This is a genomic window from Zhengella mangrovi (assembly GCF_002727065.1).
Taxonomy (GTDB): Bacteria; Pseudomonadota; Alphaproteobacteria; order Rhizobiales; family Rhizobiaceae; genus Zhengella; species Zhengella mangrovi.
On the sequence record NZ_PDVP01000019.1, the window covers coordinates 75,048 to 97,631 of the forward strand.

The following is a 22,584-nucleotide window of genomic DNA, read 5'->3' on the forward strand; positions in this document are numbered from 1 at the left end:
CTACAGGCCAGTGCCCGGAGATGAAACCCCGACATGTTGAATCAAATGCTACGGGCCGATTCCGAGTTTTTTTAGGAATGTACGGTAGCTTCGAATTCAATGAATAAGAAAATTCCAGCCGCTGGGGGGCAGGAATGAACAAGAAAATCGTGCCCATGCTGGGCGTTGCAGCCATCTTCGGCTCCCTGTCGATCTTCGCGGCCAACAAGTGGCTCGAGACGGCTGCCGAGGCGCAGGTCGTCCGGGCGGAAACGGCGCCGGCCGCACCGAAGCCGGAGGTCATCTTCGGCTCGATCGTGGTGGCGAAGCAGCCGCTGCGCTACGGCGCGGCGATCACGCCAGGCGACCTTTCTGAAATCCCGTGGCCGAAGGATGCCGTCCCGGACGGCGCCTATCGAACGGTCAAGGACCTGGTCGATGACGGCGCCCGGGTGGTGCTGTCGCCGATCGAGGCCAACGAACCGGTGCTGCTGGCGAAACTGTCCGGCCCGAACGGGCGGGCGACACTGTCGAACACGCTGTCGCCGGGCATGCAGGCCGTGACCATCCCGGCCGACGAGGTGACCGGTGTCGGCGGCTTTCTTTCCATGGGCGACCGGGTCGACGTCGTGCTGACCCGCAATGGCGGGTCGGCCGTCGCCCAGTCCAACGGCGCGGAGGAAACCGGCGCGGCGAAGGGCGTTGAAATGATCACGGAAACGGTGGTCAGCGGTGCCCGGGTGCTGAGCGGGCGGCCGGAGGACGGCGCCAAATCGGTCCAGAAGACCGTCACGCTGGAAGTGACACCGGCCGATGCGCGCCGGATCGCGCTGGCCCGGTCCGTGGGGCAGTTGTCGCTGACGCTGCTGTCGGCCTCGGCGCCGGCCGACGGGACCCGAGACAGCGCGACGCTGTCTTCGCTGACGGGAATGATCTCGACGGTTGCCGGGGAGTCGGTGCCTGCGAGCACGGACAAACCGGCGGTGCTGACCGAGGTGAAGGTGACGCGCGGACTGAAGGGCGAAGTCTACAATGTGCCGTCGAGCAATGGAGCGGACGGCAAGCGCCCGTGAACGGGCACTCCAGGGGAAGCCCGGCTTGAGAAGGGGCAGGGGACAGAACATGACAGAGAACACCATCAAGGCTCCGGGCGGGACCGGGGCAAGCCTGTTCCGCGGCCTTGCCGCCGCCGCCCTGGCGCTCGTCGTCTGTGTCGGTTCAAGCGCGGCCGGCGTGACGGATGCCCGTGCCGCCGGGCAGGGCCAGGTCATCCAGATCAAGGCCGGCTCGACGGCCAAGGTGAAGATCGCCAAAGGAAAGCCGCAGACCATCCGGACCAATGCGGCCTTCTACGAGATCGTGATCGGCGACCCAGAGATCGCCAATGTCAATCCGCTGACGGACACGTCCTTCTATGTCCTGGGCAACACGCTGGGCACGACCGGCATCGCGCTGTTCGACGCCAATCGCAACCTGGTGGGTTCGGTCGATATCGAGGTGACGCTGGACACCGACGGGCTGGCGCGCACGATCCGCGACGTGGCGCCGGGGTCCGACATCAAGGTGGAAACGGCGAACGGCCGCGTGGTGCTGTCAGGCAAGGCCAAGGATGCCGTGCAGGCCGAGAAGGCGCAGAAGGTCGCGAAACGGTTTTCCGGTGACGAGGAAGTCATCAATTCGGTTCAGCTGACCTCGTCGCAGCAGGTCCAGCTCAACGTGCGTTTCGTCGAGATGAACCGCAATGTCGGGCAGGAACTCGGCGCGCAGCTCGGCGTCTCCTACGTCGGGCCGGCCGGGGCCATCACCTTCAACGGAAGAACGGCCAGGACGTCGGGCGATTCGGCAATCGACATCATCGGCAATTTCGCCTCGGGCGGCTTCGGCATCGACATGGCGATCAAGGCGCTGGAAGACCGCGGCCTGGCGCGGCGCCTGGCGGAGCCCAACCTGATCGCCCGGTCCGGCCAGAAGGCGAGCTTCCTGGCCGGTGGCGAGTTCCCGATCCCGGTCGCCAGCGACAACAACACCGTGACGGTCGACTTCAAGAAATACGGCGTCAGCCTGGAATTCACCCCGACGGTGCTGGAAGACGGGCTGATCAGCCTCGACATCGCGCCGGAAGTCTCGTCGGTCGACAATTCGACGACCTATCGCATCGGCAATATCGCCATTCCGGGCTTCGTGGTCCGCCGGGCCAACACGTCGGTCGACCTGAAGAGCGGGCAATCGTTCATGCTGGCCGGCCTGCTGCAGAGCGAGAACGTGTCGACCTCGGACCGGGTACCGGGCCTCGGCAAGCTGCCGGTCCTGGGACAGCTCTTCTCCTCGAAGGCCTACCAGCGCCGCGAGACGGATCTCGTGATCATCGTCACGCCCTATCTCGTCAAGCCGATCGACCCGTCGAAGAAGGTGGCGACACCGATCGACGCGGAGAAGCCGATGAGCACCGCCGACTTCTTTCTCGGCAACGTCGACGGCATGAAGACCTCCCGGATCAACAACGCGAAGATCGCGGATGGCCGCGCACCGGTGGTGCAATCCGGCCATTTCCTCGATCTCGGCACCATGCAGTGAGACGCACCATGAAGACGCTTTGGACAATGGTTCTCGTCGCGGGTCTTGGCGGCATGGCCGGATGCACCCACGAGGCCTACCAGCGCAACGAGGGCGTGACCAGCTTCGCCGGAGACGCGATCGCCGCCAACACGGTGATGCAGATGGTCGATCCCTGGCCGCGAGGCGTGGAAGAGACCGACCTCGAGACGCCGGCGGAGCGCGGTGGCGAAAACCATGCCAAGCCGGCGGAAGTCACGGTGCAGCCAACGACGGGAAGCTGATTGCCCGAGAGGGCGAAAACGGGCGGAAAAAAGCAGGTTTGATCATGGGTGCGAGCAATACGGGCAACAAGCGGGTCGGTCTGGTCACGCAGGACAAGGCCTTCATCCAGATGGTGCAGACGGCCTTTGCCTCCTCCGAGGCGATCCAGCTCGTGGTCATCGAGAAAGGCATTTCCGATCTGCGCGGCGAGATCCAGGACGCCGATTGCGCCGCCGTCATCATCGACATGGACGCCTCGCGGCTGGAGGACGTGGAATCGCTCCAGCGCGTGAAGCGACGCCTCGAGGGGCAGACCGCGGTGGTGGTCGTCACCCAGGAATTCAACGCCGCAGCGGTCCGCGTTCTCGTCCAGCTCCAGGTCGCTGATTTCCTGACCAGGCCGGTTACCACGGCCGATCTCGTGCGCTCCTGCATCCGCGCGCTGCAGGGACCGGGACGCGACGAGCAGGGCGAAGCGCAGATTTCCACCTTCATGCCGGCGGCCGGCGGGGTGGGTTCGACCACGCTGGTCCTGCAGACCGCCTTCCAGCTTCATACCTCGGCGACGCGCGGCGCGGCGACCTGCGTCGTCGACCTCAATTTCCAGCAGGGCTCCTGCGCGGAATATCTCGACCTCGAGCCACGGTTCGACATTTCGGAGATCGAGAACCAGCCGGAGCGCCTCGACCGCCAGCTTCTCGACGTGATGCTGTCCAAGCACGACAGCGGGCTGTGCGTGCTGGCGGCGCCGACCGCCCCGACAGAGATGCGCACCTTCAACACGGATGTCGTGGTGCGGATGCTCGACCTGGTGTCGGCCTATTTCGACAATGTCGTCATCGACCTGCCGCGTACCTGGTTCCCGTGGACCGAGACGGTGCTGCTTGGCTCCAACAATCTCTACCTCGTCAGCGAACTGACCGTTCCCTGCCTGCGTCACACGCAGCGGCTGATCCGCGCGGTCCAGGAGACCTGCGGCAAGGAGGTCAAGCCGAAGGTCATCGTCAACCGGTTCGAGCAGCGGATGTTCGAGAACGGCATCAAGCAGGCCGACGTGGAGGACATTCTCGGCGAGCATTTCGTCGGCGGCATTTCCAACAACTACCGGCTTGTCCGGGAAGCCGTCGACCGGGGCATCCCGCTGCAGGACATCGATCCCGATGCCAACGTGATCCAGGATCTCAAGCGGATCATCCTGCCGGAGGAAGCCGACGTGCTGGCCCGCAAGCCCAAGGGTTTCCTGTCCGGACTTGGCCGCGGATTGAGGAGGAAGGCCGGATGAGCAGCCGTTTTTCCGCGCTGAGGCAACGCGAAGCCGCCAGCCAGTCCGTCACGCCGCGCCCCGCCGATGCATCCGACGGGATCGAATCGCTCCTGAAGACCAAGGCGCCGGCGGCGAAGGCCGAACCCGAAGGCGGCGTGCGGCCGAACGAACGCGTCGTCGATGCGCGCGTGCGCCTGCACCGGATGCTGATCGACGAGATCAACCTTGTCGCGCTGGAAACGCTGCCGAAGGACGAGATGCGCCGGCAGGTGCATGATTTCGTCCAGGAAAAGGCGAAGGCGGAACGCCTGGCGCTCAACGTGGTGGAACTGGAGGCTCTGGTCGACGACATCGTCGACGAGATGGTCGGCCTCGGACCACTGCAGCCGCTGATGAACGATCCGGCCATCGCCGACATCCTGATCAACGGGCACGAGAACTGCTTCGTGGAAAAGGGCGGCAAGCTGCGGAAGGTGCACGTGCCCTTCAAGGACGAGGCGCACCTGTTGCGCATCATCCAGAAGATCGTCTCGGCGGTCGGCCGGCGCGTGGACGAGAGCAATCCGCTGGTCGATGCGCGCATGCTGGACGGGTCGCGCTTCAACGCGGCCATCCGCCCGATCGGAGTCGACGGACCGCTGGTGTCCATCCGCAAGTTCTCCAACAGCAAGCTCAGCCTGCAGAAGCTGATCGAGTTCGGCGCCATCACGCAGCCGATGGCCGAGGTCATGGCGGCGGCCGTTCACGCACGGAAGACCACGATCATCTCCGGCGGCACGGGCACCGGCAAGACGACGATGCTGAACGCGCTGTCGGCCTTCATTCCCGAAGACGAGCGCCTGATCACCATTGAGGACGCGGCCGAACTGCAATTGCAGCAGCCGCACGTGGCGCGCATGGAAACGCGGCCGGCGAACGTGGAGGGTCACGGCGAACTCAAACAGCGCGACCTGGTCAAGAACGCGCTGCGCATGCGGCCTGACCGGGTGATCCTCGGCGAGTGCCGCGGCGAGGAAGCCTTCGACATGCTGCAGGCCATGAACACGGGGCACGAGGGGTCGATGGCCACCATCCACGCCAACACGCCGCGCGACGCGATCTCGCGTCTTGAACAGATGCTCGGCATGACCGGCATGCCGATGACGGTGCAGTCGATCCGGTCGCAGATCGCCAGCGCGCTGGATCTCATCGTCCAGCTGACGCGTCTTTCCGATGGCCAGCGCAAGGTGACGGCGATTTCCGAGGTCACGGGGCTGGAGGGCGACGTCATCCAGATGCAGGACATCTACCGCTTCGTGCGCACCGGCATGGGGCCGAAAAACGAGGTGCTTGGCCATTTCGAGGCGACCGGCATCCGTCCGCGTTTCCTGGAAGACCTGAAGGCGATCGGCATCGAGTTTCCCTCGACCTATTTCGAGCCCGGTCAGCCGCAGGAATAGTCGCGATGATTCCCGCCGTCGACACCGTCTGGGTCATATACGCTGCGGCAGGGCTGTGCGGCGTGCTGGTGGCGGAGGCGATCTACCTGCTCTACGCGGGGCGCGCGGACCGGCGGACGTCGATCAACCGGCGGCTCAAATTGCGCGATGGCGCCAAGCTCAGCCAGAAGGAAGTCCTCGTCCAGCTGCGCAAGGAGCGCGGCGACGTGGGCGGCGCCCATTCGATGCTGTCGCTGGCCTGGCTTCGCCATCTCAGGATGCAGTCCGGCATGACGATGAGCCTCGCCAACCTGGTGCTGTTCTGTGCCCTGGCTGCCGTCGGGGCGGGCGCCGGTGCCGTCTGGCTGGGGCTGTCGATCAAGATTGCGGCTGCCATCTCCTGCTGCCTGGCACCCGTGCTGCCGGTTTTCGTGATGCGGTCGATGCGCAAGCGCCGGCACAAACTCTTCGGCGTGCAATTGCCGGAGGCGCTGGAGCTGATCACGCGCAGCCTCAAGGCGGGGCATCCGGTTCCGGTGGCCATCGGCCTGGTGGCGCGCGAGATGGCCGACCCGATCGGCACCGAGTTCGGCATCGTCGCCGACGAGATCACCTACGGGTCAGACCTCGTCAGCGCCCTGGCGTCGCTTTTCGAGCGGGTCGGGCACGAGGATCTGCCGCTGTTCGTGACGGCGGTGTCGATCCAGAACTCGACGGGCGGCAACCTGCGCGAAATCCTCGACGGGCTGTCGTCGACGATCCGCGAGCGCGGCAAGCTCCGGCGCAAGGTGCGGGCGATCTCGGTGGAGGGCCGCATGTCAGCCTATATCCTGACCGCGCTGCCGGTCCTGCTGATGGCCGCCATCTGGGCGCTCAACCCGGACTACTACGGCAAGGTGATGGGGGAGACCCTGACCTGGTGGCTGCTCGGCGGGGCGACCGGCTGGCTCGGCCTCGGCAATTTCATGATGTTCAAGATGTCGAACTTCAAGTTCTAGGGTCATGGCCATGTTCGCAGACATCCTTTCCAATGGTTCGACCCTGCCGCTGGCCGCGATCCTGCTGTTCGCCGGCGGTCTCGCGATGGCCTGGCCGCTGGTGGCCGGGCCCGGCGGGCGCTCCGACCTGAAGCGGCGCCTGCACGTCGAGGGCACCGAGCGCAAGGAAAAGCCGGAAGCGGCGGTCCAGCGGCCGTCACAGCCCAAGGCGGTGCGCGAAAAGGCATTGAAGAAGGCGCAGGAGTTCTACCTCAAGACCGACCCGGATTCGGTGGCCCGCATCCGCTTCAAGCTGATCCGGGCGGGCTACATGGACCCGCGCGCCACGGGATTCTTCTTCCTGACGCGGATCGTCAGCCTCGTGCTCTTCGGCGTCCTTGGCCTGGTGCTGACCCTTGGCCTCGGGTTTCGCCTGGCCTCCAACGACTGGATGCTGGCCATGCTGCTGGCCGCGTCCGGCTATTTCGTCCCGGGCCTGCTTCTCAATGTCCAGGTCAATGCCCGCAGCGCGGAATACCGCAACGGCTTTCCCGACTTCATGGACCTGATGGTCGTCTGCTCCGATGCCGGCATGAGCATGGAGGCGGCAATCGACCGCGTATCGCGGGAACTGATGAAGACCTACCCGGCGCTGGCGCTGAACCTGCAACTGGTCACGCTGGAACTGCGCGCCGGGCGCAACCTCAACGATGCGCTGCGCTCGCTGGGCGATCGCCTCGGGCTGGACGAGGTCCGGTCCTTCGCGACACTGCTGCAGCAGTCGAAGGAACTGGGCACGTCGCTTTCGGGGGCGCTGCGGGTGTTTTCCGACGAGATGCGGCACAAGCGCATGTCGCGCGCCGAGGAAAAGGCGCATGCGCTTCCGGCCAAGATGTCCGTTCCGGTGACCGGCTGCATCCTGCCGGTGGTGCTGCTCGTCGCCGTCATCCCGGTCATCGTGCAGGTCGCGGCGATGAAGTGACGGGAAACGCGCCGTTTTCAAGGTTTCCCAAGTCTTAACCGGTAAGAGTATTTTGACCGGTTTTCAGCACGGCGATTTAATCAATTCTGTCTAATATATCCCCAGTAACGACCCGGAAACCGGGCAGGGAAGGGCAGGGCAATGCGTCAAGGAATCTTCGCATCACTTCTGGCGGTCACAGTGCTGGCGGGCTGTTCGGCCGAGACAATGACCAAGATGGATACCACGGAAACCTCGGCACTGAGCGTTTCGCGGGATCTCTCGGAAGGCGATCTGAAGCAGGGCAAAGCGCAGTTCATGGAAGCCAACTACGGCCTCGCGGAGAAGCATTTCCGCAAGGCAGTCGAGCTGCGCGCCGACAATTCGGAAGCGTGGCTAGGGCTTGCCGCCGCCTATGACCAACTCGGCCGTTTCGACTTCGCCGACAGGGCCTACGACCAGTTGATCAGGATTGCCGGCCGCCGGCCGCGTATCGTCAACAACATGGGCTATTCGCAATACCTGCGCGGCAACAGGAAGAAGGCGCGCAAGCTGCTGAGCGAAGCGCGCCAGGCCCTGCCGGGAGACCCGGTGGTCGAGGCCAACTGGAAGCTGCTGCAAAAGACCTGAAAGCCGCGACGGCATGTCGGGCGACAAGACAGGGAAGGGGAAGGACATGGGTGAACTGCGACTGGGTGCCCCGGTGGCCGGACTGGCAAGCCGCACGAAAATTACCCCGGAGGACGTGGCGATGCTGCGCGGCGAGGTGTTTCGCGACGGCGTGGTGACGCGCGGCGAAGCCGAGGCGCTGTTTGCCCTCGACACCTCCTGCGAAGACAAGTGCCGCGAGTGGTCGACCTTCTTCGTCGAGGCGCTGACGGATTTCGTCGTGCACCAGGAGGTCCCGTCCGGCTACGTTTCGCAAGACAATGCCGACTGGCTGATCCGTTCGATTTCCATCGACGGCAAGGTGGAGACGGCGACGGAACTGGACCTGCTGATCAAGGTTCTTGAGACGGCGCGCAGCGCGCCGGACCGCCTGGCGGCCTTCGCCCTGAACCAGGTGGCGATCGCCGTGATCGACGGCGTGGGACCGCTTGTGCCGCATGGCGCAACTCTCACGCGCGGCGCGGTTTCGGAAAAAGACGTCGCCCTGCTGCGGCGCATTCTCTACGCCCAGGGCGGCGGCGGCAATCTCGGCATCTCGCGGGCCGAGGCCGAGGTCCTGTTCGATCTCAACGACAAGACTGCCCAGGCCGACAATCACGCCGACTGGGATCACCTGTTCGTCGGCGCCATCGCCAACCACCTGATGTGCGTTTCCGGCTATACGCCGCCGACGCGCGAAGAAGCGCTCAGGGTGCGCGAGTGGCTCGACGGCGATCCGCAGGTGAATGTCGGCGGGTTTCTCGGGCGGATGGTGTCGGGTGGCCTGTCGGCCGTTCTCGAGGCCTACCGGCGCCCGGACGGCATCGAGGCCTGGTATGCCGGCAAGAACGCGCGTGTCGAGGCCGCCAATGCCACGGCGGAGGCGATCGATCAGACGGAAGCGAAGTGGCTGGTCGAGCGGATCGGCCGGGATGGCCAGTTGCATCGCAACGAAGCAGCCCTGCTCTCGTTCCTGAGAGAGGAAAGCCCGGACATCCACCCGGACCTGAAACCGCTGCTCGACCGGGTCGCCTGACCCGGAACCACGACAGGACAAACGCGACGGGCGGTTCCAGCGAGCCGCCCGTCGCGTTTTACCTTGCGTATCAGATCGTCCTGTTGAAGCGGGCGATTTCCGCTTCGAGGCGCTTGATGACGGCACCGGTTTCGTCGTGGAGCCGCTTCATGCGGGCCAGATGGCCGGACACCGTTCGGGCGAAATCTTCTTCCGTGCTGGTCGCCGGGGCATCGCCGATGCCGTGGATCAGCCAGGCCAGCCCGACGTTGAGAACGCCGGCGAGCGTGGTCAGCCGGTTGGCGCGCGGCTCGGAGCGGTCGCTCTCCCACGCCATGACCGTGGCGGTCTTGACGCCGATGCGGCGGGCGAGTTGCTGGGGCGTCATGCCGGCCGCTTCGCGGGCGCGCGACATGCGGCCACCCATGGTGTCCATGTCGGCTTCGCCGGCGTAGATGGTTCCGGCTTCGTCAAACGGCTCCACTGCCGGAAGGGTGTCCCCCGGATCGGACATGATCGTACTCCTTTTGGTTTCCGCTTTAGGTCGTATTCTGAAAGGAATGTGCCGGTGAACGGTGCGGCGCACCGTCCTGATCGCGGCAAGGACTAATACAGCCGCGCCGCATGCCATTCCAGGTGATCGTCCATGAAGGACGAGATGAAGAAGTAGGAGTGATCGTAGCCTTCCTGCATGCGCAAGGTCAAATCGATGCCGGTGTCCCTGACCGCTTCCTCGAACAGCCAGGGGCGCAGGCCGTCCTCCAGGAAACCGTCCGCCGTGCCCTGGTCGACGAGAAAACCGGGGAAGCGGGCGCCATCCTCGACGAGGGCGCAGGCATCGTAGGCGCGCCAGGCGGCCTGGTCGGAACCGAGGTACCTTGAAAAGGCGCCGGCCGACCAGTCGGCGGTCGACGGCTGCACGATCGGGGCGAAGGCCGAGCAGGCCTTGAAGCGATCCGGGTTCTTCAGGGCAATCGTCATGGCGCCATGGCCGCCCATGGAATGGCCAAAGACGGACTGGCGCGCCATGTCGGCGGGGAAATGCCCGGCGACAAGCGCCGGCAGTTCCGCGGTGACATAGGAATACATGTTGTAATGGGTGCTCCACGGCGCCTGCGTCGCGTCGAGGTAGAAGCCGGCGCCGGAACCGAACTGCCAGTTCGTCGCCTCGTTGGGCACGTCGTCTCCGCGCGGGCTGGTGTCGGGGCAGACGACGATCAGGCCGAGCTCGGCGGCCTTGCGGCGGTATTCACCCTTTTCCATGACGTTGGCGTGGGTGCAGGTGAGACCAGACAGGTACCAGACCACGGGGCAGGGCCGCTCGGCGGCCTGCGGCGGCAAGAAGACGGCGAACGTCATCTCGCATTTGCACGTTTCTGATTCGTGGGAATAGACGCCCTGCATTCCGCCGTGGGACTTGTTCTGAGAGAGGATTTTCATGGGAGTTCCTGTCCTGCTGTGCGTTTCAGCCTGCCTTCAGCGCCAGGCGGACCATGCGGTCGAGCGCCTGGAGAAAGGCGGAGCGATCCTTCGCGGTGAAGCCCGGGTTGTAGCCCTTGATCTCGCCGGCTTCGCGCAGGTCCTGTTTCAGGTTGCGCATCGCGACGGCCATGCCGATGGTCTCGGGCGTGAAGGGCCGGCCGGTGGGGCCGAGCACGTGCAGTCCCTTTTCGACCAGGCGCGCGGCCAGCGGCACATCGGCGGTGATTGCCACGTCGTTGGCTTCCGCGTTCCCGACGATCCAGTCGTCGGCGGCGTCGAACGCGCCGGATACCACGACGTTGCGGATCATCGGGTCGCGTGACGGGCGCAGACCGGAATTGGCAACGAAGGTGACCGCGATGCCGTGCCGCTCGGCCACCTTGACGATTTCGGCCTTCACCGGGCAGGCGTCGGCATCGACATAGATCTGCATGGGTCTTCCGGCCGTTCCTGTCTCGTGCGGTGCCAGCGGCTTATCGCGGGTACCATTCCTCGGTGGAGACGAGCTTGCTGCCGCCATAGGTCCAGATGCCGCTCCAGGAGCCATCCGGCTGCTGGATGTAGAAGGCCTGGCCGAAGGTTCGCCCGGACACGTAACCGATCGACAGAGTGGTGTTGTCGGCACTGGCCGGCCCGACCGTGTACTGGCCGCCGGCAATCGTGGCGCCGAGCCCGGTGCCGATATAGCGCGAACCGGCAATGTCCCAGACGACCGAATACGTCTGGCCGGTGCGCCTGACGGTGACCGTGCCATGGTAGGTGCGGCCGTTGTCGGGGTTCATTCCCTCGACGTCATAGGTTCCGGTGGGATCGGCGATGGCAAGTCCGCAGGTCATCATCACGGCCAGGGTTGCCGCAACGGGTGTCTTCATGGTCGCCATCGCCGTTCTCCTCAGTAGACCACGACGGAGCGGATGCTCTCGCCGGCATGCATCAGGTCGAAGCCCTTGTTGATCTCGTCGAGCGTCAGGGTGTGCGTGATCATCGGGTCGATCTGGATTTTCCCTTCCATGTACCAGTCGACGATCTTCGGCACGTCGGTGCGGCCGCGCGCGCCGCCGAAGGCGGTGCCCTTCCAGGTGCGCCCGGTGACGAGCTGGAAAGGACGGGTGGCGATCTCCTGGCCGGCACCGGCGACGCCGATGACAACGCTCTCGCCCCAGCCGCGATGGGCGCATTCCAGCGCCTGGCGCATGACCTTCACGTTGCCGGTGCAGTCGAAGGTATAGTCGGCGCCGCCGATCGTGTCGGCGCCGCGCTTGGTCATGTTGACGATCTCGGCGACGACGTCATCGACCTCGGCCGGGTTGACGAAATGGGTCATGCCGAACTTCTCGCCCCATTCCTTCTTGTCGTTGTTGATGTCGACGCCGATGATCATGTCCGCACCGGCCAGGCGCAGGCCCTGAATGACGTTGAGGCCGATGCCGCCGAGGCCGAAGACGGCCGCGGTCGCGCCGATCTCCACCTTGGCGGTGTTGATGACGGCGCCGATGCCGGTGGTCACGCCGCAGCCGATGTAGCAGATCTTGTCAAAGGGCGCGTCCGGATGAACCTTGGCGACGGCGATCTCCGGCAGGACGGTGAAATTGGAGAAGGTCGAGCAGCCCATGTAGTGGAACAGCTTCTCGCCGCCGATGGAAAAGCGCGACGTGCCGTCGGGCATCAGGCCCTGGCCCTGGGTGGCACGGATGGCAGTGCAGAGATTGGTCTTCTGCGACAGGCAGGACGGGCAGGAACGGCATTCCGGCGTGTAGAGCGGGATGACGTGATCGCCCTTCTTCAGGCTGGTCACGCCGGGCCCGACATCGACCACCACGCCGGCCCCCTCGTGACCGAGGATGGCGGGGAAAATGCCCTCCGGATCGGCGCCCGACAGGGTGAACTCGTCGGTGTGGCAGATGCCGGTCGCCTTGACCTCGATGAGGACCTCGCCGGCGCGCGGGCCTTCCAGGTCGACTTCCATGATTTCAAGCGGCTTGCCTGCGGCGACGGCAACGGCGGCACGGGTCTTCATTCGGGATCCTCCGGAACATGTCTGTGGTCGGCCGGCAGAGTTTCAGGAAACGTGGCGGCTTTCAACCTTGGATCGGTGCCTTTGCGCGATTCGGTGGACCGGCGCGCCCCTCTGCCGCAATTGCGAGCGCCTCTCTATAATCGCGCTGATTCGAAACCCGGGCTGAACTCATGCTGCAGAACCTGTTGGCCGGTACCGTGGTCATCGCGCTGACCGTGGTCATTCATACATTCGGGCTGATCGCGGTCACGCGGGTCATGGCCTGGATGACGAACCGGTTCCGCATGCACGGCCGGCGCTCGCGGGTGATCGCCATGATCACCGTGGTTTTCGGGCTGTTCGCCATCATGACGGTCGAGGTCTGGCTTTGGGCGGCCGCCTATATCGTGACCGGCAGTTTCGACCGCTTCAGCACCGCGCTCTACTTCTCCACCGTGACCTTCTCGACGCTGGGCTACGGCGACGTGCTGCCACATCCGGAATGGCGGCTGTTCACGGCGCTCGAGGGGGTCAACGGCTTCCTGCTGATCGGATGGTCGACCGCCTACCTGGTGGCCGCGGGCACGCGTATCGGTCCGTTCAAGGCCGGCGAGCATTTCTGAGACCCGCGCGACGACCCGGCGCTGATCGCCGGCCGCCGGCGCTTAACAGACGGTTCACCGTCCCCGCAGCGGGAGGTGCCTCGTTCATGTTTCCCTAAGTGCCGCGCGGCGACAGTGGTGCCAGGCTGTCAGACAAGCGGAAAAAGACTTCGTGAATACCGCACTCATCCTTTTTGCCGGGGTCAACCTGGCGATCATCTTCCTTGCCATCGCAGCGCCGCTGGGCGTTCGCCGGTTCACGCTGACCACGACGGTACGGGCGCCGCGGGACAAGCTTTTCCAGGCCCTGCATCCCTTTGGACGTCACGCGGACTGGTCGGGCCAGATCGTGTCCTCGCGTCCTGACCCGGACGGGACAGGCGGAGAGATCTCGCTGTCCTGGCTCGGGCGCGACAACCAGCCGATCCGCCGCCAGGTGCAGGTGGTGGAGACGGTGCCCGGCGCGGCGTTTGCCGAGACCGTGACGGACGACACGTCGCTGGACGCCTCGTTCTGGCGCCACTGGCGCAGCGAGGTGCAGTTGCGCGACGAGCCGGACGGGTCGGTGCGGGTTTCCATGACCCGGACGGACCGGTACCGCGGCGCGGCGTTTCTCGTCTTCCGCTGGTTTGCCGCGAGGCGCGAACTGATCAAGCTGAAGACCTGGGCCGAAACGGGCGTCTACACGCCGGGCGGCCTGTTCGAGCACCCGGCGACGCAACTGGCCATGGCCGCGCTTTCCGTTGTCATCCTCTGGCCGATCTTCGGCCTGACGAAGCTGGGCTTCATGCTGGCGCTGGCGCTGACCGTGGTGATCGCCCTGCACGAACTGGGGCACATGGCTGCCTTCCGCCTGATGGGGCACAAGTCGGCGCGGATGATCTTCATTCCCGTGCTGGGCGGCGTGGCGATCGGCGGGCGGCCCTATGATTCGCGCTTCGAGATCGCCTTCGTCGCGCTGATGGGCGCGGGCTTCTCCGGCTTCCTGGTACCGATCGCGGTCTATGGCCACGAGGTGGCCCTTTCCGCCGGGAACGGCGCGCTTGCCGCCTTCCTCGGCACGGTCGGCGCCTGCGCCGCCTTCTTCAACCTGGCCAATCTCGTGCCGGTGTGGAAATTCGACGGCGGGCAGGTGCTGCGCCAGATCACGCCGGAGACCGGGCCGGCACGGCTGATGGCCTCGATGATCATCCTGCTCTCGGTCATGGTGTTTGCGTGGCTCGGCGGCTTTTCCGGCCGGGCGCTGCTGATCGCCTGTGCGGTCATGACCCTGCTCAGCCTGATCACCGTGAACAGCGGCGTGAAACCCCGCGCGGAGATGAAGCCGATCAGTGCTGCCGAACGGGTGCTCATCACCGGCGGGCTGGCCGCGGCGCTCGTGATCCACGGGTCCGGCATCGTCTGGGCGATGCACGCCTTCTTCTGATCCCGGGTGCCTAGGGGACGATGCGCCGGGCGATCCAGGCGTAGGTGTCGGTGACGACATGAACCGGCTTTTCCGCCAGGCCGGCGATAGTGTCACGCGCCGGCAGGGCGGAGCGAATGACGTCGAGCGCGCGGGCGGTCAGGCGGGGCTGGCCGGACGGATCTTCCGCGGCCGCGGGGGCTTTCGGTTCGACGGGCACGCTGGGGCGGGGCGGATCGACGACACGACCGGCCTCGACCAGGATCATCTCCGGTTGCGCAGGCGTCCTGGCAGCCGCTGGTGCGGGCGCGGCGTGAGCGACCTGCTCTGCCTGGCATGCCGCGACCACCACCGGATAGTCCCGGTTGGTGATGCGGGAGAGCGTGGCTTCGGACGCGCCGTCGCATTCGGCAACGGAGTCGTACCGGCCGGGCGCCGTCTCGATGTAATGGCAATGCGTGGCGCTGTCGTCGCATCCCATGATCGCCATGATGACCAGTGCAGCAGGCATGTCGCCCTCATCCGTTTTCGTCGTGACCGGCCGGACGGATCGCAGGCAAAAGCGGCGCAATCATGGACAGTCAGCGCGACGGTGCCAGTGCCACGCCCTCGCGCCGGGGATCGGCGCCACCCTCCAGTCCGTCTTCCGTGAACGCAACGCCGTGCAGACCGGAATTGAGATCGCGCACGGCGGTCTCGTAACCCAGTGCCTGGAGGTCATTCACAAGCGCTTCCGCCGATGTTCCCTGCTCGATGTCATAGGTGCCGAAACGGTTTGTCAGGTGGGGCAGGGCGACGGCCTGCTGGATGTTCATCTTCCAGTCGAGAAGCGCGACGATGGCATTGGCGACATAGGGAATGATGCGGCTGCCGCCCGGCGAGCCGAGCGCGAAGGCCGGCTTGCCGTCCTTGAGGATGATGGTGGGCGACATGGACGAGCGCGGCCGCTTGCCGGGTTCCACGCGGTTGGCCACCGTCTCGCCATCGGCCGATTCGGGCAGGAAGGAGAAGTCGGTCAGCTGGTTGTTGAGGAGGAAGCCGCCGGCCATCAGGCGGGCGCCGAATCCGTTCTCGACCGACGACGTCATGGACACGACGTTTCCATCGGCATCGACGATGACGAAATGGCTCGTCGAGGGCATGGAAACATCAATGCCGTCACGGCGCAGTTCGGCCTTGTCCCACGGCGGGTTGCCCGGCTTGACCGCATCGCCGGGCAAGGCCGTGTCGCGCCGGAGCTGTTCCGACCGGTCGCGCAGGTAACCGGCGTCGAGGAGGCCCTTCGGCATGGATACGAAGTCGCTGTCGGCCATGAATCGGCCGCGGTCGGCAAAAGCCAGCCGGGTTGCATCGCCGATCAGCCGCCAGGCCTGGGGATCTTCCGGTCCGAGTGCAGCCAGGTCGAAGGGCTGCAGCAGCCCCAGGATCTGACCGATCGTCAGCGCGCCCGAGGAGGGCGGGCCCATGCCGCAGACCTCGAATCCGCGGTATGGGGCGCAGACGGCAGCCCGCTCCACGGCCCGATAGGCCTTCATGTCGTCGATCGTCATCAGGCCCGGATTGGTGGCGTGAAGGCGGATGGCGTCGACGATCCGGTCGGCGATGGCCTCCGCGCAAAAGGCGCGCGCGCCCGCCTGGGCGATGGAGCGCAGGCTTTCGGCATAGTCGTGGTTCTTGAGCACGGCGCCGGCCTTCAGCGGTTCGCCTCCCGAATCGAAGAAATAGGCTCTCGTGGTCGGTTGGCCTTCAAGGCGCTGGCGGTCGGCGGCGATCAGCCCGGCCAGGCGCGGCGAGACGGCAAAGCCGGTCTCCGCCATGGCGATGGCGGCCGCGAAATTGTCCGCCCATGGCCGCTTGCCATGGGCCTTGTGCGCCAGGTCCATCAGGGCGACGACGCCCGGAACGCCGACGGAGCGGCCGCCGACAACGGCATCAAAGAAGTTCATCGGCTTGCCGTCCGGCTGGCGGAACAGGTCGGCCGTCGCGGCAGCCGGCGCGGTCTCGCGTCCGTCGATGGTGGTCAGCTTGCCGGTGGCGGCATCGTAGTAGACAAGGAATGCGCCTCCGCCGATGCCCGACGATTGTGGCTCGACCAGTCCGAGCACGGTCTGGACGGCGATCATGGCGTCGATGGCCGATCCGCCGGCGGCAAGCGCATCCATGCCCGCCCTGGCCGCCAGCGGGTTGGCGGCGACGACCATCGGCGCCTTGCCGCGCACGGGGTCTGCGGGACTGGCGAGGACCGGTGCGGTCGCCGTCTCGGGCTGCACCGTGTCGGCTGCCTGCTGCGCCGACGCCATTGCGGGCAGCAGCAGGGAGACGAGGATGGCCAATACCAGGGTGCGCGGGCCGAGTCCTTGCATGATGGCTTCCTCCGGTTTCTTCCCACCGGACACGGGTAGCCCGGCGTCAGGGCATGGCAACGGGTCCGAATACGTCCTCGAACGCGGCCTTCAGCGCGACGTCGAGATCGTCCATGGTAACCGGAAGCCCGAGATCGACAAGGCTTGTCACGCCGTGCCCGGTGATTCCGCAGGGAACGATGCCGGAGAAGTGGTCGAGATCCGGTTCGACGTTGATGGCGATGCCGTGAAAGCTCACCCACTTGCGCAGGCGGATGCCGATGGCGGCGATCTTGTCCTCCGCCGGGGTGCCATCGGGCAGGGCGGGTTTTTCCGGCCGGACGACCCACACGCCGACGCGGTCCTCGCGACGTTCGCCACGAACGTTGAACCTTGCCAGCGTGGCAATGATCCATTCCTCCAGCGCGGCCACGAAGGCGCGCACGTCCTCGCGCCGGCGCTTCAGGTCAAGCATGACGTAGGCCACGCGCTGGCCGGGGCCATGGTAGGTATATTCACCGCCACGGCCGGCGCGATGGACGGGAAAGCGGTCGGGCGCGAGCAGGTCGGCCGCCTGCGCCGACGTGCCGGCGGTATAGAGCGGCGGGTGTTCCACCAGCCAGACCAGTTCGCCCGCGCTGCCGGCGCGAATCGCGTCTGCGCGGGCTTCCATGGCCGCCAGCGCCGTTTCGTAGTCAGTCAGCCCCGGTTCGATGTGCCATTCCACCGGCGGCGATGCCGTGACAGGCTGGAAGCTGGCGGCGATCTCGGCGCGTTGGCTCATGGGTGGCAGTCCTCGTGCTCTTGCAGGCCTTTATATCGCGTTTCGGACCTCCAGCGGCAAGGCCGGGCAGGAAAGCGGCAACAAAGTCAAAAAGGGCGCGCTTTCGCACTTGTAAGCGGTGGGGCGATTTGCTAAATCGCCGCCTGCCGGTCCTGCCGGCCCATTCGTGACGTGCGGTCGTGGCGGAATTGGTAGACGCGCAGCGTTGAGGTCGCTGTGGGGCAACCCGTGGAAGTTCGAGTCTTCTCGACCGCACCATCACCTGACAAGCCCGGCCCGCAAGGCCGGGTTTTGTGTTTGCGGTCCCGCTTCCTTCTCCGCCTGTCTTTGCAGCCGGCATCGGGCCCGGCTTCTAGCCGGCAAGCGAGAAACGATATCGGGGCGTCGGGATTGCCGGTTTCAGGACGAAACGCTGGCTACGGCCCTTACCAGGCTCCAGGCGATGACGCCGGAAACCAGGATCACGTAGGCAAAGCTGATTTTCGTGAACCAGTGCACAAAACGCGGGTTCCGGTTCAGTGCGAGTACTGGCATCTCGACAGCGATGTGCAGAACCAAAGACACCAGAATCACGATGGATACAGACAGGCTCAGCGTCCAGAAATAGACGCCCTCAAACGTGCCGATGGTCGTCGGCACCGGAAACCGCGCAACAAACTGCATGACCGGGACATGGGTCAGGTAAATGACAAAGGACAGCAGGCCAAGCGCTCGCAGTCCGGAAAGCAGGTTATTGTCGAACGCTCCGCGATTTTCGGCAAAGCGCAGGACGAGGATGACTGCGGCGCAGGCGAAGAGAACAACCAGTCTTGGGGGTTCGAAAGAATCGGAAAGCGGAAGACCGGATGAAATGGTCGTAGCAAATGCGACTGCCATGGCAAGGGCAGCGAAAGCGGCAACGGCGTAGATCGGTGCCATGCGCGCCGGTTTGGGAGAAAACCTTTCGCCAGGAGCAAATATCGCGAACGGGATCGCAATCGCAATGCCAAGAAAGAAGGCATCGAGGTGGTAGAGAACGGTGTAGGCCAGCCATTGCTGACCGTCGAATATGCTTCTCCAGGATGCTGCCAGAAGGACGCCGGCCACGGCAATGGCCAGGCCAACCGCTGCGCCTTTCACATTGTCTTTCCAGCCAAAGGAAAGCAGGCCGGCGATGAAAGGAAGGCTGAGGAGTGGCATCAGGATATAGAACTGGAATTCCGTCGATATCGACCACCAGACGGAATGGGAAATTGGCGCTTTCAGGATCTGCGGATCGAAAACGTAGGAGAGAGTGGCATAGCGGAACAGGACGGCGCCGAGATTTTGGAATGTCACGAGCGATTTGGGTAGCGTGAACACAGTTGACAGCGCGAGACAGACGATGAGGGTCATCGCAAAGACTGGAACGATGCGAATTACCCGTCGAAGCCAGAAATCCGAAACGATACCGGTTTTCCCGCGCCGGAGAGCGGAAGAAATGCTGAATGTCAGAGTGAAGGCGCTGACGACATAGAAAATCTCGACACCGAAATGTCCATTTCCGGCAAGTCTGCTGATGAACGGAAAGGCCGACAGGTCGGGCTGACCTGAATATCCGGTAGCGTGCAGGAGAACCACGAGGCTGGCCCCGATACCACGCAGCATATCGACGGAAAGATAGACTCTTCCGCTACTGACAGGTGGTCCTTTCGTGAACCGGACAGCCAGCCAGACGCATGCAACGACAATCGCGAGAAGGCCGACATGGGTGGCCATGCGCAAGACATCGAAGCCAGCTTGCTCGGCTGCGACCACGACACCATCGATCAGGATCGTTCCGTTGCCGATTGTTTTCGCCGAGAATGTCAGCCGCTCGACGGTAACGGGCGGATCGAACAACACTGTCTCAACGGAGATGCCGGCTCTCTGGTTGCCGTAGACAATGTCTCTCTTTTCTTCTCCTGCCTGCACGGCGAGGGTGTTCGTAGCTTGTCCAGGATAAACGTAGAGGCGGATTTTCACGGTACTAACCGGTATCGCCTGACCAAGCTCCAGTGATGCCTTTGCCCCAACCTTGGATGTAAATGTTGCGCTGCCTTCAGTATAGCGCCCGAACAAGTCCAGCGTTTTCCAAGCTCCGTCCGTCGCGATGAGCTGGTCGGAATAGTATCTCTGTTCGGTTCCAGGGTGCTTGACTACATATGCTGCTACCAAGATGACAAGCAAGGCAAGCAGGATAGTTGATGCAAGCGTTCGGCTGTTCTGTTTGGACGGCACCGACAGCTCTGTCCGATCAGCATTTTCCATCGCCGCCCCATCCTCGCCAATTGACATTGCCCGTTCGATTGCGGTCTAGCTGAATGTCGGGGCGCCATCAATCATTGCTATTCGCGTTTCCGGACACCCAGTTGAACAAGCTTCGATTGGGACAAGCCCGGCCCGCAAGGCCGGGTTTTGTGTTTGCGGTCCCGCTTCCTTCTCCGCCTGTCTTTACAGCCCGCATCGGGCCCGCCATGGTCTCGTCACGCAAACGGGGAGGAGCGGCATGGCAAGACCGGTCATCGGTTTCATCGGCGTCGGGCTCATGGGCCACGGCATGGCGAAAAACATCGTGGAGAAAGGCTACCCGCTCGTGGTGATGGCGCACCGCAACCGGGCGCCTGTCGATGACCTTGTCGGGCGCGGCGCGCAAGAGGCCGCCACGCCGCGCGAACTGGCAGAGCGCTGCGACATCCTCCACATCTGTGTCTCCGGCAGTCCCCAGGTGGAGGCCGTCATGCGGGGCGACGACGGGATCCTCGCCGGCGCCCGTCCGGGCCTGACCGTGATCGATTGTTCGACGTCGAACCCGGTCAGCACGCTGGGCCTGGCGGCGGATTGCGCAGCGGCCGGCATTGCCTTTGCCGATGCGCCGCTCAGCCGCACACCGAAAGAGGCCGAGGCCGGCACGCTGGACACGATGGTGGGTGCCGACGCGGAAACGTTCGCGCGGATTCGGCCGGTGCTCGCGTGCTGGGCCGGGGTGATCATCCATCTCGGGCCGGTCGGTTCCGGCCACAAGATGAAGCTCATCAACAACTTCATCGCCATGGGTTATGCCGCGCTCTATTCGGAGGCGCTGGCGCTGGCGCGGAAGGCCGGCCTTTCTGCCGATCAGGTCGATTCGGTGATCCGTCCGGGGCGTATGGCCAACGGCTTCTACGAAACCTTCATGAAGTGGACGCTGGAGCGCGACGAGAATGCCCATCTCTTCACCATCACCAATGCCCACAAGGACATGCGCTACCTTTCCGACCTGGCGACGTCGGTCGGCGGGGTGAACCCGGTGCAGTCGGCGGTCCGCAACAGCTTCGCCGCCATGGAAGCGGCGGGCGAGGGGAGCCGCTACGTGCCCATGCTGGCCGACTTCATCGCCGGGATGAACGGGCTGGACCGGAACGACGGCAACTGAAGCGGTTCGCCGCTGCCCGGCGATTGATCGTTGTCATGGCGCGCGGTGTGTTCCGGGCGTCTCATTCCCGTTGATCTTTTCCACGGGGAGGGAATGGCAATGAAGTCGACAGGTCGTATCTGCGCGGCACTGGCACTCCTGGCCGGTGCATGCGGAACCGCATCCGCCTACGACGGGCCGGTCTATGAACACCTCGGGGTGTACGGGCTGGCACTGGGAAGCGATCGCGATCTGGCCGTGCGGGCAAACCGCTACGTGCTCACGCCGGACCGGCTGACGGCAAGCCTCTCGGTCGAAAACTACGGGAAGGCGGCTGTGACGAGCCGGCTCTACCTCCAGTTCAAGCCGGTCACGTCCTGGCATTCGGACAATGCCGGTGCCTTCGCGCTTGACGTGCCGGACAACCTGCTCGGCGCGAGCGCGACGCTGGATGGCCGGGATCTTGACGGTACGATGCGGGAAAGCGCGCTCTATCGCGGCATCGATATCTCCGCGGACCTGGCTGCGGCCGGTATCGGGCTGGTGCCGTTCCGTATCGATACGTCGAAGGCGGATCCGGACCGGCTGCGCGCCTTGCGGGAAGGGGGCATTGCCGGCCGTTTCGGTGCCGACTGGCAACTCGACCTGACCTATGCCTGGCCGGTCACGATCGAAGCGGGGAAGACGAGCGAGGTCAGGGCCGTCTTCAAGCCGATCCTGGGCGCGTTCGTGGATACGCTGACGATCTTCGACTACGAGCCGGACAAGCTGCAACTGGGAATCGAGGGGCCGCCGGTCTCGGGGCTGTGCCTGACTCCCGGGCAGGAGCAGCGGATCTTCGCCCTGTTCGGTGCGATCGGGGGTGACGGCCCTGAATGGCCATACCGGATCCGTGACTACTCGGTGACGCTTGTTGCGCCCGCACAGGGCTTTGCCGGTCTTTATGATTTCTCGTTCCGCATCGAGCCGTCGCGCCCGGGCGACATCGTTTCGGTTTGCGGCGGCGATTTCCGCGAGCAGACGGACGGCGCGATGGTGTGGGAAACCGACCGTGCGGACGAAACGGTGCTCACGATTCACTTCATCGAGGTGGAGGATGCCTATCGCCGTTATCTGCCGAAACCGGAAAAATGAGGGTCGAAACGGCGGCAGGCCGCAAGGCCGCAACGTCACCTGAGTGTGCAGTGCAAAAAAATCGAAAAAACCGAAAAAAGGCCGTTGACAGGAAAGCCGGGCGGGCCCTATAAGCCCCCCACAACGAGGGCGGCGGCGCCGCTGGCGACAGAGCGCTGCGCCCTTGAGTTTCCGAGATAGCCGCTTCGAGCGACTGATTGGACGGCCCGGCTGGGCGGCTCTTTTGAGGGGCTTGGCTGGTTGAAAGCTGTTTTTGCGGCTTTGTTCTTTGACAACCGAATATGGAAGAAAGAGAAACGTGGGCGGCAGGTCCTTGATTTGCCAAGCAGTTTCCTGAAAGGGAGATTGCGGTTCAAGAGACATGGCGGA

General features: G+C 64.7%; 22 protein-coding genes and 1 tRNA gene. 14 read left to right on the forward strand and 9 right to left on the reverse strand.

The features are described 5' to 3' along the window. Positions 1 to 134 precede the first annotated feature (134 nt). From cpaB to CSC94_RS21410, 9 genes are all read left to right on the forward strand, one after another. Positions 135 to 1,052 carry a Flp pilus assembly protein CpaB gene (gene cpaB / locus CSC94_RS21370; protein WP_245408453.1) on the forward strand — a complete coding sequence of 306 codons (918 nt, stop codon included), beginning with the start codon at positions 135 to 137 and terminating at the stop codon, positions 1,050 to 1,052. Positions 1,053 to 1,101: 49 nt separating this feature from the next. Beyond that, positions 1,102 to 2,553, forward strand: coding sequence for a type II and III secretion system protein family protein (locus tag CSC94_RS21375; protein WP_099308409.1), 1,452 nt, complete (start codon positions 1,102 to 1,104; stop codon positions 2,551 to 2,553). 53 nt (positions 2,554 to 2,606) lie between these two features. Next, complete coding sequence (locus CSC94_RS21380) at positions 2,607 to 2,816, forward strand: hypothetical protein (RefSeq protein WP_425356540.1); 210 nt, start codon at positions 2,607 to 2,609, stop codon at positions 2,814 to 2,816. A 44-nt stretch (positions 2,817 to 2,860) separates the two neighbouring features. Beyond that, entirely contained in the window at positions 2,861 to 4,078 is a 1,218-nt protein-coding gene (locus CSC94_RS21385; protein ID WP_099308435.1) for a CpaE/TadZ family protein, read from the forward strand. Then, a complete protein-coding gene (locus tag CSC94_RS21390) occupies positions 4,075 to 5,499 on the forward strand; it encodes a TadA family conjugal transfer-associated ATPase (RefSeq protein ID WP_099308411.1) in 1,425 nt (474 codons plus the stop codon). The genes CSC94_RS21385 and CSC94_RS21390 overlap by 4 nt, the downstream gene beginning before the upstream one ends. 5 nt (positions 5,500 to 5,504) lie before the next feature. Then, the gene (locus CSC94_RS21395) at positions 5,505 to 6,476 is read left to right on the forward strand and encodes a type II secretion system F family protein (protein ID WP_099308412.1); all 972 of its coding nucleotides are present in this window, start codon (positions 5,505 to 5,507) and stop codon (positions 6,474 to 6,476) included. Positions 6,477 to 6,486: 10 nt separating this feature from the next. Beyond that, entirely contained in the window at positions 6,487 to 7,437 is a 951-nt protein-coding gene (locus CSC94_RS21400; protein ID WP_342585969.1) for a type II secretion system F family protein, read from the forward strand. A 207-nt stretch (positions 7,438 to 7,644) separates the two neighbouring features. Continuing rightward, positions 7,645 to 8,046 (forward strand): tetratricopeptide repeat protein, encoded by a 402-nt coding sequence (locus tag CSC94_RS21405; RefSeq protein WP_425356541.1) that lies wholly within the window; start codon positions 7,645 to 7,647, stop codon positions 8,044 to 8,046. A 46-nt stretch (positions 8,047 to 8,092) separates the two neighbouring features. Continuing rightward, entirely contained in the window at positions 8,093 to 9,100 is a 1,008-nt protein-coding gene (locus CSC94_RS21410) for a hypothetical protein (protein ID WP_099308436.1), read from the forward strand. Positions 9,101 to 9,170: 70 nt separating this feature from the next. Here the strand turns inward: CSC94_RS21410 and CSC94_RS21415 are convergent, their stop codons facing one another. The 5 genes from CSC94_RS21415 to CSC94_RS21435 form a co-directional block, all read right to left on the reverse strand. After that, positions 9,171 to 9,593 (reverse strand): helix-turn-helix domain-containing protein, encoded by a 423-nt coding sequence (locus tag CSC94_RS21415; RefSeq protein ID WP_099308415.1) that lies wholly within the window; start codon positions 9,591 to 9,593, stop codon positions 9,171 to 9,173. Between the two features lie 92 nt (positions 9,594 to 9,685). Next, entirely contained in the window at positions 9,686 to 10,519 is an 834-nt protein-coding gene (fghA, locus tag CSC94_RS21420) for an S-formylglutathione hydrolase (RefSeq protein WP_099308416.1), read from the reverse strand. Positions 10,520 to 10,544: 25 nt separating this feature from the next. Then, positions 10,545 to 10,994 (reverse strand): YaiI/YqxD family protein, encoded by a 450-nt coding sequence (locus CSC94_RS21425; RefSeq protein ID WP_099308417.1) that lies wholly within the window; start codon positions 10,992 to 10,994, stop codon positions 10,545 to 10,547. Positions 10,995 to 11,034: 40 nt separating this feature from the next. After that, complete coding sequence (locus tag CSC94_RS21430) at positions 11,035 to 11,442, reverse strand: hypothetical protein (RefSeq protein ID WP_245408454.1); 408 nt, start codon at positions 11,440 to 11,442, stop codon at positions 11,035 to 11,037. Positions 11,443 to 11,453: 11 nt separating this feature from the next. After that, a complete protein-coding gene (locus tag CSC94_RS21435) occupies positions 11,454 to 12,578 on the reverse strand; it encodes an S-(hydroxymethyl)glutathione dehydrogenase/class III alcohol dehydrogenase (RefSeq protein WP_099308418.1) in 1,125 nt (374 codons plus the stop codon). Between the two features lie 170 nt (positions 12,579 to 12,748). Here CSC94_RS21435 and CSC94_RS21440 point away from each other — a divergent pair, with 170 nt between their 5' ends. Both CSC94_RS21440 and CSC94_RS21445 read left to right on the forward strand, forming a co-directional pair. Then, positions 12,749 to 13,180: a potassium channel family protein gene (locus tag CSC94_RS21440; protein ID WP_099308419.1), complete on the forward strand. Its 432-nt coding sequence runs from the start codon at positions 12,749 to 12,751 to the stop codon at positions 13,178 to 13,180. Positions 13,181 to 13,331: 151 nt separating this feature from the next. Beyond that, positions 13,332 to 14,585: a site-2 protease family protein gene (locus tag CSC94_RS21445; protein WP_099308420.1), complete on the forward strand. Its 1,254-nt coding sequence runs from the start codon at positions 13,332 to 13,334 to the stop codon at positions 14,583 to 14,585. 10 nt (positions 14,586 to 14,595) lie between these two features. Here the strand turns inward: CSC94_RS21445 and CSC94_RS21450 are convergent, their stop codons facing one another. The 3 genes from CSC94_RS21450 to lipB form a co-directional block, all read right to left on the reverse strand. Then, complete coding sequence (locus CSC94_RS21450) at positions 14,596 to 15,075, reverse strand: hypothetical protein (protein ID WP_099308421.1); 480 nt, start codon at positions 15,073 to 15,075, stop codon at positions 14,596 to 14,598. A 70-nt stretch (positions 15,076 to 15,145) separates the two neighbouring features. After that, positions 15,146 to 16,927 carry a gamma-glutamyltransferase gene (gene ggt, locus CSC94_RS21455; RefSeq protein WP_099308422.1) on the reverse strand — a complete coding sequence of 594 codons (1,782 nt, stop codon included), beginning with the start codon at positions 16,925 to 16,927 and terminating at the stop codon, positions 15,146 to 15,148. Between the two features lie 46 nt (positions 16,928 to 16,973). Then, positions 16,974 to 17,690, reverse strand: coding sequence for a lipoyl(octanoyl) transferase LipB (lipB, locus tag CSC94_RS21460; protein WP_099308423.1), 717 nt, complete (start codon positions 17,688 to 17,690; stop codon positions 16,974 to 16,976). A 173-nt stretch (positions 17,691 to 17,863) separates the two neighbouring features. On the opposite strand from lipB, the gene CSC94_RS21465 reads away from it, so the two are divergent. After that, positions 17,864 to 17,948: transfer RNA gene (locus CSC94_RS21465), tRNA-Leu, on the forward strand. Between the two features lie 141 nt (positions 17,949 to 18,089). On the opposite strand, the gene CSC94_RS21470 is transcribed toward CSC94_RS21465, so the two are convergent. Beyond that, the gene (locus tag CSC94_RS21470; RefSeq protein WP_165784546.1) at positions 18,090 to 19,958 is read right to left on the reverse strand and encodes an acyltransferase family protein; all 1,869 of its coding nucleotides are present in this window, start codon (positions 19,956 to 19,958) and stop codon (positions 18,090 to 18,092) included. Between the two features lie 238 nt (positions 19,959 to 20,196). Here CSC94_RS21470 and CSC94_RS21475 point away from each other — a divergent pair, with 238 nt between their 5' ends. Together CSC94_RS21475 and CSC94_RS21480 are read left to right on the forward strand one after the other, a co-directional pair. After that, a complete protein-coding gene (locus CSC94_RS21475) occupies positions 20,197 to 21,102 on the forward strand; it encodes an NAD(P)-dependent oxidoreductase (RefSeq protein WP_099308425.1) in 906 nt (301 codons plus the stop codon). Positions 21,103 to 21,201: 99 nt separating this feature from the next. Next, complete coding sequence (locus tag CSC94_RS21480) at positions 21,202 to 22,215, forward strand: DUF4424 family protein (protein WP_165784547.1); 1,014 nt, start codon at positions 21,202 to 21,204, stop codon at positions 22,213 to 22,215. Positions 22,216 to 22,584: the final 369 nt, after the last annotated feature.

Bases quoted from the DNA above. Each gene is read 5' to 3' on its own strand.
- CSC94_RS21390 (WP_099308411.1), top strand. From the start codon at position 4,075: ATGAGCAGCCGTTTTTCCGCGCTGAGGCAACGCGAAGCCGCCAGCCAG.
- ggt (WP_099308422.1), bottom strand. From the start codon at position 16,927: ATGCAAGGACTCGGCCCGCGCACCCTGGTATTGGCCATCCTCGTCTCC.
- CSC94_RS21470 (WP_165784546.1), bottom strand. From the start codon at position 19,958: ATGGAAAATGCTGATCGGACAGAGCTGTCGGTGCCGTCCAAACAGAAC.
- CSC94_RS21475 (WP_099308425.1), top strand. From the start codon at position 20,197: ATGGCAAGACCGGTCATCGGTTTCATCGGCGTCGGGCTCATGGGCCAC.
- CSC94_RS21430 (WP_245408454.1), bottom strand. From the start codon at position 11,442: ATGGCGACCATGAAGACACCCGTTGCGGCAACCCTGGCCGTGATGATG.
- CSC94_RS21480 (WP_165784547.1), top strand. From the start codon at position 21,202: ATGAAGTCGACAGGTCGTATCTGCGCGGCACTGGCACTCCTGGCCGGT.
- lipB (WP_099308423.1), bottom strand. From the start codon at position 17,690: ATGAGCCAACGCGCCGAGATCGCCGCCAGCTTCCAGCCTGTCACGGCA.
- CSC94_RS21385 (WP_099308435.1), top strand. From the start codon at position 2,861: ATGGGTGCGAGCAATACGGGCAACAAGCGGGTCGGTCTGGTCACGCAG.
- CSC94_RS21440 (WP_099308419.1), top strand. From the start codon at position 12,749: ATGCTGCAGAACCTGTTGGCCGGTACCGTGGTCATCGCGCTGACCGTG.
- CSC94_RS21425 (WP_099308417.1), bottom strand. From the start codon at position 10,994: ATGCAGATCTATGTCGATGCCGACGCCTGCCCGGTGAAGGCCGAAATC.
- CSC94_RS21405 (WP_425356541.1), top strand. From the start codon at position 7,645: ATGACCAAGATGGATACCACGGAAACCTCGGCACTGAGCGTTTCGCGG.
- CSC94_RS21415 (WP_099308415.1), bottom strand. From the start codon at position 9,593: ATGTCCGATCCGGGGGACACCCTTCCGGCAGTGGAGCCGTTTGACGAA.
- fghA (WP_099308416.1), bottom strand. From the start codon at position 10,519: ATGAAAATCCTCTCTCAGAACAAGTCCCACGGCGGAATGCAGGGCGTC.
- cpaB (WP_245408453.1), top strand. From the start codon at position 135: ATGAACAAGAAAATCGTGCCCATGCTGGGCGTTGCAGCCATCTTCGGC.
- CSC94_RS21400 (WP_342585969.1), top strand. From the start codon at position 6,487: ATGTTCGCAGACATCCTTTCCAATGGTTCGACCCTGCCGCTGGCCGCG.
- CSC94_RS21410 (WP_099308436.1), top strand. From the start codon at position 8,093: ATGGGTGAACTGCGACTGGGTGCCCCGGTGGCCGGACTGGCAAGCCGC.
- CSC94_RS21380 (WP_425356540.1), top strand. From the start codon at position 2,607: ATGGCCGGATGCACCCACGAGGCCTACCAGCGCAACGAGGGCGTGACC.
- CSC94_RS21395 (WP_099308412.1), top strand. From the start codon at position 5,505: ATGATTCCCGCCGTCGACACCGTCTGGGTCATATACGCTGCGGCAGGG.
- CSC94_RS21375 (WP_099308409.1), top strand. From the start codon at position 1,102: ATGACAGAGAACACCATCAAGGCTCCGGGCGGGACCGGGGCAAGCCTG.
- CSC94_RS21435 (WP_099308418.1), bottom strand. From the start codon at position 12,578: ATGAAGACCCGTGCCGCCGTTGCCGTCGCCGCAGGCAAGCCGCTTGAA.
- CSC94_RS21450 (WP_099308421.1), bottom strand. From the start codon at position 15,075: ATGCCTGCTGCACTGGTCATCATGGCGATCATGGGATGCGACGACAGC.